Genomic DNA, 12,755 nt, shown 5'->3' on the forward strand with positions numbered 1-12,755 from the left:
TACTTCCGGGGAGTGCTGACGATCGTGGCGGCCAGCCTGAGGCAGGGGTGGAGATAAACTTTGCGTGCCTTCTCGGTCAATTTCTCCAAACTCCGTGAAGTAGAGTTAACTGCTCAGACGAAAAAAACTAATACCTGACGTATTAGATCGTAAACTTATACACGCTACCGTAAAATACATCAATGATTGAACTCGCTGATTTTGTCCCCCACGCTCCGGTACCGTCCGAGATTATCGAGGAATACCGAGGCCGGGTTCCCGATGAACTGAGTGGGGTATGGGAGCGGTACGGATACGGTACCTTCGCTGAAGGATTCATTCGGATTATTGATCCGAAAAAGTATGAAGCGGAAGTCGGTGACTGTATCGGCAAGACCCAGGGTGACGGCGTTGCGATCATGGTCACTGGGCTGGGAGATCTAATCACCTGGGAGCCCAGTCAGCAAGGCTTTATCGGCATCCTCTACCGGCTCGGTGACACCGTAGGGATAACCAGTGAGGTGCGTGGGCTTCTCCGGCTGGTTGAGGATGAGATGCTGTTAGGGCGATTTAAAGCGGATATCTTCCCTGAGGCAGTCGCCACTCACGGGGAACTGTCGTTTGATGAGTCGTTTATCTTCGTGCCCCTGCCCTCGATGGGTGGCAAAGCGAAGGTCGAGAACCTGAAGAAGCGTGACACGATCGCTTCGATTCAGGTTGCGGTGGATCTGCAGGGCGTGATTGGGCACTGAATGATCAGTTTTGCAGATTGGCGGCCACCTATTGTCGAGCTGGTGGCCACGAAACAGGCCCTCGCTGCAGGGGACCCGGAGGGAATCTTTCCTTATCATCTTCCCGAGGTCGCGGCATCTGAAGAAGCCATAGCTACTGCGGAGCGAGCCCTCCACATTACGTTTGACCATGAGTATCGGAACTTCTTGACGTTTGCAGGTGGGTGGAAGGGATTTCATCAGAGTGTTTCTCTATTGACTACCACAGAGCTTGTTTCTGGGCCGCTGAGAGACTCCGCATGTGAGGCATTTGAAGCTATGCCAGAACTTCTGGAGGATCTCGGTTGGTCGCCAGAGAACCTTTTGCCAATTGCAGCCACCCTTGAGGACGTAGACATTTTTCTTATGAAGATCGGCGGCGGCGGCGTTTCCGAAAGTCAGGTGTACTGGGTAGCCGAGGGTGAACTCATTGATACGTTTGAGACTTTTAGCCATTTTTTCGTGAGTATAATCGACCACACAAAACGCCGCATTATTAAGATGCAGGAATAAGCCATGCAGAAGATCTCACAAGAGGAGCAGATGAGGTTGCAAGACCGCTACGTGTCGATAGAGCATCGGTTTTCGCTCGGAGAAGAGCTAGGCAGTCAGATTTTCTATTTGTCAATTCCCGTCTCCAACGGGATCGTAGACTACGAAGAGTTTTACAGGCTAGACAGGTCTGAGTTTCAGACATTTCTTGCCGATCCTGAACAGGCGCGCTCGCTCGTGGAGCGGTGTCATCTGCGCGATGAGGATGAAAGGCTCATTCAGAAACCGGGGTGGAATCGAGGCATCCCGGCCTAGCGGAAACAGCGTAGCGCAACGGTCTCAGGAGTGATCTGCCTACGACAATAAGCTGAACGGTGATATTGCGGTTGCGATGCGTGGTCAAGCAGGCCCAGCGTTCTGCTCAAGATCGTGATATTCCCCGTAGGAAATTCCGAGACGAACACACTGGTCAAGGCCATTACCAGCCGGAAACATCAGCCAGCAGCGGTCATAAGCGTGGGTTACCACAGGTAAAATACTCGGAGCCTTGGGATCATGCCCTTTTGGCTGTGTCGTAAAATAGATGAAATATTTATGATTGATTACTATAAAGTTGTTGTAAGCGTTACTGACGGTTTCGGAGTGGAATCAGTTCACGCTCCGATGACTCGTGCCACCCCTTACTTTTAAAAATGAGATCTGCGCCGAAGTCGCGATTTCTCTTGTGTCCGCGAAGGTTGAAAGCGTATGATTCAGAGCCCTCAGATAATTCAGGTACTCAACGGCGATGCAGTTCATGAGGCAAAGGTTTCGTGGTGGCGCGAAGGTGCTCGCTGGGCGGTTGACATTACTTCGCAGGCGTTCGAGCCGACCGCAGCAGAAGCCGCAGACGCGTTTGAGGCATTGTGTGTGGTGCGTGAAGCGCTTGAGCAACGAGGGTGGCGTATCGGGGTCACTGGCGCACAGGCTGATGTCTGGCCAAGCGGAATGGCTCGTGATCAAGGCGGTGGCCTGCGCGCCTATCGGATGACCACTGACGGGATTGCAGGCCTGGTAGACACGTTCCAGCCCGTGAATCCCACAACGGTCGTAACGGTCGCAGCGCAGCGGGCTGAGACCGATCGGTTGTACGAAGAGATCCAGCACAAGAACCAGAGCTGAACAACTCCTGCTATTGCACGTCAGATCGGCGTATGGTCGATGAGTGTTGGCGAGGCACAGAGTTGGCAGAGGGACTTCACCTATGGAGAGACACTCCGGCTCGCGTGCTGTGCAATTCGCGCATGGCGCTTCTAAAGAATACAGACTTTGAATCAGCGGCTAAGAACTTGGCTTTACTCCTCAGCCCAACACGGCCGTGCAACTCAAGACGGGGTTGACGTTTGGGTCACCGATACCGAATTACGCAGTTGCACAATTCTGCGAACAAGAGATTATTGTGTTTGCCGTTACGTCAGCGGGAGAGATTGATGTCGCTTCGGCACTAGCTATTCCAATCGACTCTGATCGAACGTCAAGGTTGGGGGTGGCTTCGGTGGGTACAAGCTGTCAGTGGCCTCCAACGAGGGGAAACGAGATTCGTCATTCGCAAAGGGATGATTGGAGCAGGCTGACACAAGGAGAGTATCGCCAACGTGTTGAGCCGTTTCGCAAACGCAAACTAGCACCTCCGGAAGTTCCGAGGACCTCCTTCTTGGAGACCTGCGAAGAATGCGGCGAGAACATCAGCCGCAATGGGCAGGGGTGCTCACGTGGCGGTCTCGACAGCAGCGATACAGCAGGAGACACCTCAGCACCCGCCAAGCACTTGAATAGTAAAGCTATAATCGATAAGGAATACTTATACCATGGCTAGTTTAGGTGTCACAGCGAAGATTGGAACTGCTGAGCAGTTTCGTGAGATATTTTCCCCCGATCAGGTAAACACCGTTGATCCATACGGGGATACGCTACTCGGGATGGCTCTTTCGAATACCGAACCGGAGGAGCGCTATGCAATAGCTAACCTGCTCCTTGACTGTGGCGCACAAGCAGACTTCTACTCTGGGCAGGGAGAGCCTGCGCTCAGAATTTTACTTACTCGGCAGCATCATGACGCAACAGCGACAACGCAACTTGTACAGCGCCTGATTGATGCCGGAGCGGACGTAAATGCACGCTCACGCCGGGGTGACGGTCTTCTTGACGCTCTGCTTATTCTTCCCCACGGTGACGAAGACTGGATACCCATTTACGACATCGTTTTCTCCCACGGCATCACGGGGTTTGAAACACCAAATAGGGCGGGTTTTCCTCCGCTCGTTCGCGCTCGAGACCGACAAGATCTGAAACCTGAGTTGTTGCGACGAATTGAGGAAGCTGTTGAGTATGAAGCCAAATGAGTTGATGAGGGATGCGGGTGGCATTCAGGTGTCCCGTGGCACACGCGTGGCGAGGAAGCCTCGGCGGGCGAGTATTATCAGTGTTTCTCTGAGGCAAGCATCGTGACTGAGCGCACCCACATAAGGCAACTTGATGGGGTCAGTCGTGGTCCGCTGATTGATACCGTGCGCCCGTATCCAGACCAAATCCGGTATTCCCTCAATCGCTTGGACGGTTCGTCTGCTTGGTCGTATAGCCTGTGGCGCACACCAGAAGGTGCGGATCTCTTGGAAGATATTCCGCTTTCTGAGACGTATATGCAGTGTGCCGGGGCTGCGGCGGCGATGACGGTTGAAGTCCGCCTTGAAACGTCTGAGGGCGTGTTTCGTCAGTATGTCGTTGGCAAACCACTCAACGAGCACGCTGAGGCTCCGACCGAGGTGATCTCGTGGGGCCAGAGGGAACAAGACCGCACTCAGGTCTACTCCAATGAAGTGTTTACCGCTGATGAAGCGGCTGAGGTGTTCTACGACTACTTCCTCACCGATAAGGTGTCTGGTTTGTATGTGCTTCGGGAACTTGAACTGTAAAACTATTATGAATAGATTTAGTAAAAGAAATAGATTATTCAAATACCATGACTCGTTTAGATGAGGGCGCAAAGATGAGGGCACTTTCGTAGCGTGTAGGGAGGCTAGCCGTTCTGTTCGTCTGGTTCAATAACTATCTATAGCTGACCCGTGTCGTCGGGTTTGTGAATATCGTAGGTCGTGACCTCGTTGACAACGGCGGCATCGAATCATTCGTCAACCAGGTGGGCGTTGTTGTGGACATCAGAAAACCCTCCTTGGTCTTGGAGAGCGGCGAAGATGACTGGCAGCCGTGCTCTGTGAATCGACAGAATTACGCCACGTAGCCACTCCCAGGAGATATCCCCGCACCGCGCTTTGCGTGGCGCATTCGCAGATATCCCGTTACCCCGGGTTGCTGCTGACGTTTCATCGGATACGAAAAAGCCCCGCCTCCCTAGTGTTTCCTAGGAGAGTCGGGGCCTTCACGCTGGCGGAGACGGAGAGATTTGAACTCTCGGTCCCCTTACGAGGACTCCACCTTAGCAGGGTGGTGCACTAGGCCTGACTATGCGACGTCTCCAGCACGCTCAGAAGAACGCACAACGACCATCATAACGAATCCCCGCCGATCTGACGAACCGAGGTGTTTTTACGGCCACATTCTCGGGATGATCTCAGCTAGCGACCGGCCGTGCACGTGACCTCGTCGGCGCTTTGACCCTTCACGTTCTGCGGTAGATCAATTGTGCCCGGCACAGCCGGGGTGGTCGCGGCGGGATCAGGAACAGCCCCATCCGTGGTCGGTGCCGTGGTCGGTGTTGTGGCGGTGCTGTCAGCACCCTCAACCTCCGTCGCAGGGCCGGTACCACCGGTTACGTTAAAGGCGGTGCCACTCTTGATCGCGGCAATCAGAGACTCGGCTGCGGGATAGTCCGGCGCCACCTTATTGGGGTTATAGGGGTGCGTTTTTACCGGATACTGCACAAAGTTGATCTTGTTGACGTCGATATCCTTCACGGTCGCCGCGACGGAGAGCAGCGCCGGAATCGAGTTGAGACTCGTGGAGAGCGTGAGACTCTCGGTCGTGGATTTCGCGAGCGCGAAGAGCCGGGTGGGGTTGGTCAGGGTATCGGCTGCCTTCATCTCACGGACCAGGCTCGACAGGAAGGCCTGCTGGCTACTGATACGGCTCATATCCCCACCATCGCCAATACCGTGCCGCGAGCGGAGGAACATGAGCGCATCCATGCCCTGAAGAGTGTGCATACCCTTGGTGAGAGACAGCCCCGTGTAGGGGTCGTTGATGTCCTGGGACACGCACACGGGCACGCCACCGACGGCGTTGGTCATCCCGATAACGCCCTGAAAGTCGATCATGCCGGCGTAGCCGATCTCAATACCCGTAAGTTCCTGGATGGTGAGCACCGCACAGGCGAGCCCACCGTAGTCGAGGGCCACATTGAGGGGCTGCTCGTTCATTTCAGGGTAGTAGTTGGGGGTGCCGTCTTCACTCGGGCACGAGGGGATGGGAATCATTAGGTCACGCGGAAAACTCGTCACGGTAGCGGTCTTATGATCTGCCGACACGGACAGCAACATATTGACATCGTTACGGGCCCCGCCGCCAGCATTCTCGGCCTCAAACTCGCCGGTGCGGCCATCGGTGCCCGCCAGGAAGATGTTGATAGCCCCCTTCATTGCCCCCACACCGTTAACCACCGGGGGTTTGCCGTCGCCGGTGACCAGGTTGACGGAGGGTTTAAGGCTGTCAGCAACAACCCACGTGGCGTAGCTCACAACCGACGCCCCACTGACGGCGACAACGGTGACCCCAGCGGCCAGCACCTTCAGACCGTTCACCCACCACACCGAACGCTTTTGACGCCCGTGTCGGACGGCCGTGCCACCCGTACTACCCGACGCGCGCTTCGACGAAGCCGACATCACCACCACCAAACTGAAAGGATATTTTCCCGCACGTTCGGTAACAATAGTCACCGAATGGCGGGCTCTGACATTCTCTGCGGCTCCCCCCATCCGGGAGCACACGTCCTACCCAGTTTACTGATTGATCAGAGAAAACACTGTGAAGTCGCGGGATATACACCACACGCTTCACCCGGATGTGACGGGCAGCCGGAAGGGAAAACCGGTTTTTTGACCGGTATTTGTGGTGGGTCATCCCGCGGCCTCACCGACTAATTTCCCGGATTGATGCGGGTAGAGTGGTGCCAGCCGCCACACAATGTGTCGGAGTGAAAGGCCTAACAGCATCATGTCAGCAAAGAAGTCCCAATCGGGTCGTTCAGCCAGCTCCTCGGCTAAAACCCGTGGGCCAGCCACCGCACGGGGCACCCTGGTGGGCGTGGCGGAACCCACCCCCGCCACGATTATTGGGCCCTTCAACCTGCGCGAGTACCTTCTCCTGGGCATGGGTGTGCTCTTTATCTTGAACTCATTTCTCCCCATCCTGAGCGTTTCCGGCTCCGGCATCACCGTGGGCTACAACGCCTGGACGGCACCGGGGATGCAGATTGTCCTGATCGCCATCTTCGCCGTCTTCCCGGCAATCACCTCCGTCCTGATCGCTCTGCGCCGCCTGATGCCCGAGACACACTGGCGCGTCGGCTCGCTCTCCATCGACCAGTACGCCTCGGTGGCCTCCGTGGTCCTGAGCATCACCTACCTCACCACAATGTTCCTGTTGACCATCTCGCTCCCGGCCGCCACGCTGACCACCACCGGAGCCGGGCTTTTCAGCGGCCTCGGCCTGTCTCTCATCAGCGTCGCGCTCACCACGGGTGCGTACCGGATCCCCTTCTTTCGTGGTGAATTTATCAGCCGCGCGGAGGCCCCCGCTCACCCGATGGCCCGCCCCGCCATGCGGGTGGGAGTTGGCACCACGACGGGCAGTCTCGACTTCGAGCTCCCCTCGGCCGGTCCCTCCCCCACCGCCCCGCGCACCGACACGGGATCCTCGGGCGGGCTAGACCCGGCCTCCGCAGAACAGGATGGAAGTATCCCAGAGGACAGTATCGTTGATGCGCCCGGGGTGGTGGAACCAGCCGCATCTGAGGCCCTTTCCGAGCACCCGGATGGCTTCGACGGGTATCTGGTGTCGGCACCCCCGATTGACGAGGTCCGGCAGTTTGGCGACTCTGACAAGTCGGTGGAGGATATCCCGCCAGCCCCACTCTCACCGGGAGTACTGCCCGAAGCTGACCCAGCCTCGACCGACAGCATCAACCCGGCTAATCTGGGCATCGGGCTGGGTTCCCTGGCGGGCGTGGACCGGGGGGAGATTCCCGGCGTGGCCGACGGTCCGATTGAGATCGACAGTCGGCAATTGGGCGGAGGAGAAGCGGAGGGCGTGGCCACCGCCCCCAACGACCTACTCGCCGCCGAGGGAGCCTTCGAGGCCACCCCCGAGGACGTTGTCATTGCCGAGGTGGTGTACGACTCCTTCTGGATCGCCGTCCCCGACGCGCGCGACGTGATCGACGAGGCCACAGGCGGGTTGGTCTTTGTGGCCACCCCCGGCGTCTGGATCCTCGCCGTCGAAGACCGCGGACACGCCCTGCTCCTACGCCACGAGGATGGCCGCGAGGGCCTCCTCCGCGACGTCACCGGCGTGCACCGGGCGTAGTCTCACGCAGAGATCCGTAGCCCCCCGGCTGGGAGGACCTACTTCTTCCGGCCGGGGGTACGTGGAACGGACGGAGTCACTCGTTCCGCTCAGGCACCGGGCAGGTGATGCCGCCCCGGTATCACCTGATACGTACGTGCGGAGGGCGTGGGATTCGACCCCATCTACAGTCACACCGCACGGCGAGGGATCAACTTAGTGCCGCGGAAACCACCGCCTCACTCACTCAGGGTGAGGCGCAATAATCAGGTGCTTATTCGATTAATTGTGGGCAGAGCGCTCGTTGCCCCCTGATGGCCCTGACAATGATCAACCCATGATGAAAACCGCTGCTGTGATCGCTGCTCTACTACCTCGGGCAGTTGCAACGATCAAGATGTGCTGATGGTTTTTCCACAGACACCGCCCTCACGGAGCCCGTGTCCACAATCAGGGCGTAGCATCAGGTGCCCCGCCTACGATAGACGCGTGACCGACCATACCCACCCCGCACATGCACCAGTTCGACGCTGGCCTATGGGGCCTCGCGGTCGAGGCGGACTGCCACATGAACCCTGTGGATAACTTCAGTAAGTTCCGCGAATTTACTGGACAATATGGCCCATCAAACCTGTGAATAATTTGCATATCTCACATTGATAAATGTTCCCCCCTGTGTTAACCTGTAGTCGAAATCAAGACCACGGGGACAACACCAGACTTGCTGCCAAGTCCTTCTGACACCGTTCAGATGAGGTGCCCCGGGTCTTCGATTTCTTTAAAGCCCCCCTTCGGGCCACCAATCATAGAGAGCGCCGAAGTCAACCCTCCCCATGACCTTGAACCCGTAGCCCCACGAGCGGCCGTCTCCTGCCCGTCGGATCTGATTACGTAGCGATAGCAGGTGCACGGCCTCAAAGCCGCCGTAGCTATCTCCACAGATCGCTACTTTGAGGATGCCCGCGTACTGGTCTGCAGCCTGAAGCCCGGAGTTCAAGCTCATATCGGCAAACCGTGGATGCCGCTCAAGCAACGCCCAATCAGCATAGCCCGACGGCACCCTCGTCTTTAGCCGAAAGTAGTTAAGGGTGACTTCGTGATCGAATCCCTTGACGTGCCCGAACTGAACCTGAATTTTTTGCTTGCCCCCGGGCCAACATTCTGCCGTCAGGAGGAGCCTCTCCATCATGATGCCGGCGACATAATTGTAAAACTTGACGCCATCCTCCAGGATCGTGGCCTTGCTGGGGATGCCCGCTTTCTGGAACACTACGTAGTTGACGCAGACTCCTGGGACTTTAGCAAGCTCCCGAGTGACCAGGTGACGTCGCGAGTAAGTTTTGCAGTGCTTGACCCAGTGCAGTGGCGTCGCGGGTGGGATAGTGAATGCGGTTTTGATCCGCGCTATGGCCTGAGCTAATTCAGCCCGTTGTTCTTCATGCACAACGACAGCGGCCATGGCAAAAAACTCCGAAGACTTCGGCCCAACGCCACGGTCGCCCGTTTCGTCAACAAAAGCAAACAACATGTTCTCATCATGGCATGAAGCTATTACATCCCTGACCTTAAATAAAAATACCCTTGATTCCCCCGCAGTTCCGGGAAAATCAAGGGTATCTATTCCGCGGAGAGCGTGGGATTCGAACCCACGAGACGTTTCCGCCTACTAGTTTTCAAGACTAGCTCCTTCGGCCACTCGGACAGCCCTCCAGCGTTACCCCGCATCGGGGTAAACACAAGGAAGGAGTCTACCGGAAAAATCCGGGCCGTGGATTCGCCGTGCACCACCGGTCAGCGTCGCAACATCCGGGGGCGGGGAGTTGTCTCGCCTACAGGCTATTGAGCAGCTCCGCGAGCCCGTCCTCGTCAATTGAGCCCACCACGCGGTTCCCGGCGGCCTGCACGTCCGGTGGTGCCTGGCCCATCGCGGCGGCAACACCTCGGCGACCCGCCCACTGCAGCATCTCGATATCGTTACGCCCGTCACCGACCGCCACCACGTCGCCGTCGGCGATGCCCAGAAGACTCGCCACGCGTTCCAGTGCGGTTGCCTTGTTGACACCCTCCGGCGCGATATCGAGCCACGCCGTCCAGCCGATGGCGTAGCTGACCTGGCTCAGGCCCATCCGCTCGACGACCTGGAGGAAATCCTCTAGCCGGTGATCGGGTGAGACCACCACCACGCGCGTAGCCTGCGCGTGCAGCAACTCCTCGAACGGGACCCGCTTACCCTGCCCGCCAAAGGTCGCATCCGGAAACGCCTCGGTGTAGCGGTAGAAACCCGTCTCGTCCTCCACGGCGTAGCGCGCGTTGAGGAGGTGCGGGCGCACGCGGGTAAGGATCGCTGCGGGGTCGAACGTCTCGACAAACTGACGACGATACCCACCTGCAGACATCGCATCGCGCTGCAACACGATGGCCCCGTTGGAGCACACAATGTACTCGGGGTCCAGGCCGAGGTCGCGGACCACCGGGAGCGTGGCATCCACCGAACGGCCCGTGGCAATGGTGACCTCGTGACCGGCGGAGACAACCCTGGCAACGGCCTCGCGCACCGGGCCCGCGATGCGACCGTCACCATGCAGGATGGTGCCGTCAACGTCGAGGGCGATAAGCCTGCGGACGGCCATACTAGACGGCACCGGGCACAAGAAGCTCAAGCCCACCCAGGTACGGGCGCAGCGCCTCGGGGACCGTGACCGAGCCGTCTGCCCGCTGGTGGGTCTCCAGGATGGCCACCAACCAGCGCGTGGTTGCGAGCGTTCCGTTCAGGGTTGCCACCGGCGCGGTTTTACCGCTCTCGGTACGGAAGCGGGTGTCCAGGCGGCGCGCCTGGAACGTGGTGCAGTTACTCGTGGAGGTGAGCTCGCGGAAGGCACCCTGTGTGGGCACCCACGCCTCAATGTCGAACTTGCGGGCCGCGCTCGATCCGAGGTCACCTGCAGCCACGTCAATCACACGATAGCTGAGGCCCAGCGAGCGCAACATCGCCTCCTGCCAGGCGACGAGACGGTCATGCTCAGCCTCGGCCTCCTCTGGCGTGGTGTAGACAAACATTTCGAGCTTGTTGAACTGGTGCACCCGCAGGATGCCGCGGGTATCTTTACCGTGCGAGCCCGCCTCGCGCCGGTAGCAGGTAGACCATCCGGCGTAACGGATGGGCCCCTCCGTGAGGTCAAGAATCTCGTCCGCGTGGTACCCGGCCAGGGCCACCTCGCTCGTACCGGTAAGGTACAGGTCGTCCTCCGCCAGGCGGTACACCTCATCGGCATGCTCACCGAGAAAACCCGTGCCTGCCATGATCTCGGGCTTCACCAGAGTGGGCGTGATGAGCGGGATGAACCCGGCGGCGAGCGCACGGTCGAGAGCCATATTCATCAGGGCCAGCTCCAGCCTGGCCCCGATGCCGCGCAGAAAGTAGAAGCGCGCTCCGCTCACCTTGGCACCGCGACCCATGTCAATCGCGCCGAGCAACTCACCAATTTCGAGGTGATCGCGCGGCTCAAAATCGAACGAGGGAACCTCACCCACCTCGCGCAGTGTGACAAAGTTTTCCTCGCCGCCGGAGGGAACGCCGGGGATAATCGGGTTCGCAATGCGAGTGGCCGCCGCGGTAAACGCCTGCTCCGCCTCGGTGGCCGCCACCCCCGCCGCACGCACCTGCGCCGCGAGCTGCTGCACCTCGGCCACGAGGGCCTTCTTGTCGTCGGGTGCGGCCTGGGCAACGCGCTTACCAAACGCGTTCTGCTCGGCGCGAAGAGCCTCAAACGAGGTGATCGCCGCGCGCCGGACAGAATCGGCCGCCAGGGCATCATCCACCAGGGACTCGGCATCACCGCGGGCGCGCTGAGAAAGCTTGAGGGCGTCAGGATTTTCGCGAAGCAGAACCGGATCAATCACGGAACTCAGTCTAACCCGAGCACCACGGCGGCTGCGGATAACGTAGCGTAAGCAGCTATGGGAGAAAAATCTTCGTCGCAGTACCCACGCGCTGCCGTCATTTACCACCCACACAAGGTGGATGTCACAGCCCTGCGCGAAGCCTTCACCACCCAGCAGCGCCAATCCGGCTGGGCCGAGACCCTCTGGTACGAGACCACGGCGGCGGACGCCGGTCAAACGCAGACCCGTCACGCCATCGAGGCGGGGGCGGATGTCGTCGTCGCGGTCGGCGGCGACGGCACGGTGCGCGCCGTCGCCGAGGCGCTCCGCGGCACGGGGATTCCCCTCGGACTCGTGCCGCAGGGAACCGGCAACCTACTGGCCCGCAACATCGACATCCCCCTCGGTGACCTCACAGACTCCGCGGCACGGGTGTTCACGGGCGTTAACCGACCACTCGACCTGGGCATCATGACGGTTGTGCGCGAGAACGGGGACAGCACCGAGCACGTCTTCCTCGTGCTGGCCGGGGTGGGCCTCGATGCCGCCGCGATCAAGGCCACGCAGTCCAAACTGAAGAAGCGGGTGGGCTGGCTGGCCTACGTGGACGGCGGAATCCGGGCGATCATCGAGCAGAAGCCACTGCGCGTGAAGTACCGCTTTGACGACCGCCCACGAGGCGTGCTCTCGGCCTACAGCATCATGATCGGCAACTGCGGGCTGATGCCCGGAGGGGTGCTGCTGATCCCGGAGGCCAAACCCGATGACGGCCTGCTCGACTTTGTTGCACTGCGCCCCCAGGGCTGGTTCTCCTGGCTAAAAATCTGGCGCACAATCGGCTGGGAGAACGGCGTACTGCGCAAAACGAAAACGGGACGCAAGATTATCGACCTCACCAACGACACCAAATCGGTGACCTACCTCACAGGCAAGCGGTTTGACCTATCGCTTGAGCAGCCGGAAGAGGTCCAGCTCGACGGGGACGAGTTTGGCACGGCGGTGGCCGTGCACGGGGGCGTAGACCCGGGAGCGCTGGTGGTGCGGGTGAGTCCGGGGAGCGGCGCGTAGCGGCAC

The 12,755-nt window shown here is 59.1% G+C and carries 12 protein-coding genes and 2 tRNA genes; 8 read left to right on the forward strand and 6 right to left on the reverse strand.

What is annotated here, in order from left to right:
• Window positions 1–182 precede the first annotated feature (182 nt).
• The 6 genes from FB466_RS04590 to FB466_RS04615 all read left to right on the forward strand — a co-directional run bounded on the left by FB466_RS04590 (window position 183) and on the right by FB466_RS04615 (window position 4,192).
• On the forward strand, window positions 183–731 hold the full coding sequence (locus FB466_RS04590) for a GAD-like domain-containing protein (protein ID WP_141916214.1): 549 nt from the start codon (window positions 183–185) through the stop codon (window positions 729–731).
• Window positions 732–773: 42 nt separating this feature from the next.
• The gene (locus FB466_RS04595; RefSeq protein WP_170206027.1) at window positions 774–1,262 is read left to right on the forward strand and encodes an SMI1/KNR4 family protein; all 489 of its coding nucleotides are present in this window, start codon (window positions 774–776) and stop codon (window positions 1,260–1,262) included.
• 30 nt (window positions 1,263–1,292) lie between these two features.
• Entirely contained in the window at window positions 1,293–1,556 is a 264-nt protein-coding gene (locus FB466_RS04600) for a hypothetical protein (protein WP_141916217.1), read from the forward strand.
• A 432-nt stretch (window positions 1,557–1,988) separates the two neighbouring features.
• Window positions 1,989–2,402, forward strand: a complete 414-nt coding sequence (locus FB466_RS04605) for a hypothetical protein (RefSeq protein ID WP_141916219.1) — start codon at window positions 1,989–1,991, stop codon at window positions 2,400–2,402.
• A gap of 686 nt (window positions 2,403–3,088) precedes the next feature.
• Window positions 3,089–3,622: an ankyrin repeat domain-containing protein gene (locus tag FB466_RS04610; protein WP_141916222.1), complete on the forward strand. Its 534-nt coding sequence runs from the start codon at window positions 3,089–3,091 to the stop codon at window positions 3,620–3,622.
• Between the two features lie 102 nt (window positions 3,623–3,724).
• On the forward strand, window positions 3,725–4,192 hold the full coding sequence (locus FB466_RS04615; RefSeq protein ID WP_246054521.1) for a hypothetical protein: 468 nt from the start codon (window positions 3,725–3,727) through the stop codon (window positions 4,190–4,192).
• A 470-nt stretch (window positions 4,193–4,662) separates the two neighbouring features.
• Here FB466_RS04615 and FB466_RS04620 read toward each other — a convergent pair.
• Both FB466_RS04620 and FB466_RS04625 read right to left on the reverse strand, forming a co-directional pair.
• Window positions 4,663–4,754 (reverse strand) — tRNA-Ser (locus tag FB466_RS04620).
• A gap of 98 nt (window positions 4,755–4,852) precedes the next feature.
• Window positions 4,853–6,172 carry an LCP family protein gene (locus FB466_RS04625; RefSeq protein WP_246054522.1) on the reverse strand — a complete coding sequence of 440 codons (1,320 nt, stop codon included), beginning with the start codon at window positions 6,170–6,172 and terminating at the stop codon, window positions 4,853–4,855.
• A gap of 277 nt (window positions 6,173–6,449) precedes the next feature.
• Between FB466_RS04625 and FB466_RS04630 the strand changes: the two genes are divergently transcribed.
• Complete coding sequence (locus tag FB466_RS04630) at window positions 6,450–7,820, forward strand: hypothetical protein (protein WP_141916223.1); 1,371 nt, start codon at window positions 6,450–6,452, stop codon at window positions 7,818–7,820.
• A 757-nt stretch (window positions 7,821–8,577) separates the two neighbouring features.
• Here the strand turns inward: FB466_RS04630 and FB466_RS04635 are convergent.
• The 4 genes from FB466_RS04635 to serS form a co-directional block, all read right to left on the reverse strand.
• Window positions 8,578–9,327 carry a DUF3800 domain-containing protein gene (locus tag FB466_RS04635; RefSeq protein WP_141916225.1) on the reverse strand — a complete coding sequence of 250 codons (750 nt, stop codon included), beginning with the start codon at window positions 9,325–9,327 and terminating at the stop codon, window positions 8,578–8,580.
• A gap of 97 nt (window positions 9,328–9,424) precedes the next feature.
• A tRNA-Ser gene (locus FB466_RS04640) sits at window positions 9,425–9,509 on the reverse strand.
• A 119-nt stretch (window positions 9,510–9,628) separates the two neighbouring features.
• Window positions 9,629–10,429, reverse strand: coding sequence for an HAD family hydrolase (locus tag FB466_RS04645; RefSeq protein ID WP_141916227.1), 801 nt, complete (start codon window positions 10,427–10,429; stop codon window positions 9,629–9,631).
• A 1-nt stretch (window position 10,430) separates the two neighbouring features.
• Window positions 10,431–11,699, reverse strand: a complete 1,269-nt coding sequence (gene serS / locus FB466_RS04650) for a serine--tRNA ligase (RefSeq protein WP_141916229.1) — start codon at window positions 11,697–11,699, stop codon at window positions 10,431–10,433.
• A gap of 57 nt (window positions 11,700–11,756) precedes the next feature.
• On the opposite strand from serS, the gene FB466_RS04655 reads away from it, so the two are divergent.
• On the forward strand, window positions 11,757–12,749 hold the full coding sequence (locus FB466_RS04655; protein ID WP_141916231.1) for a diacylglycerol/lipid kinase family protein: 993 nt from the start codon (window positions 11,757–11,759) through the stop codon (window positions 12,747–12,749).
• Window positions 12,750–12,755 lie beyond the last annotated feature (6 nt).

The sequence above is a fragment of the Klugiella xanthotipulae genome (genome assembly GCF_006716695.1).
GTDB classification, from domain to species: domain Bacteria; phylum Actinomycetota; class Actinomycetes; order Actinomycetales; family Microbacteriaceae; genus Klugiella; species Klugiella xanthotipulae.

Bases quoted from the DNA above. Each gene is read 5' to 3' on its own strand.
- FB466_RS04645 (WP_141916227.1), bottom strand. From the start codon at position 10,429: ATGGCCGTCCGCAGGCTTATCGCCCTCGACGTTGACGGCACCATCCTG.
- FB466_RS04610 (WP_141916222.1), top strand. From the start codon at position 3,089: ATGGCTAGTTTAGGTGTCACAGCGAAGATTGGAACTGCTGAGCAGTTT.
- FB466_RS04635 (WP_141916225.1), bottom strand. From the start codon at position 9,327: ATGTTGTTTGCTTTTGTTGACGAAACGGGCGACCGTGGCGTTGGGCCG.
- FB466_RS04605 (WP_141916219.1), top strand. From the start codon at position 1,989: ATGATTCAGAGCCCTCAGATAATTCAGGTACTCAACGGCGATGCAGTT.
- FB466_RS04590 (WP_141916214.1), top strand. From the start codon at position 183: ATGATTGAACTCGCTGATTTTGTCCCCCACGCTCCGGTACCGTCCGAG.
- FB466_RS04630 (WP_141916223.1), top strand. From the start codon at position 6,450: ATGTCAGCAAAGAAGTCCCAATCGGGTCGTTCAGCCAGCTCCTCGGCT.
- FB466_RS04655 (WP_141916231.1), top strand. From the start codon at position 11,757: ATGGGAGAAAAATCTTCGTCGCAGTACCCACGCGCTGCCGTCATTTAC.
- FB466_RS04600 (WP_141916217.1), top strand. From the start codon at position 1,293: ATGAGGTTGCAAGACCGCTACGTGTCGATAGAGCATCGGTTTTCGCTC.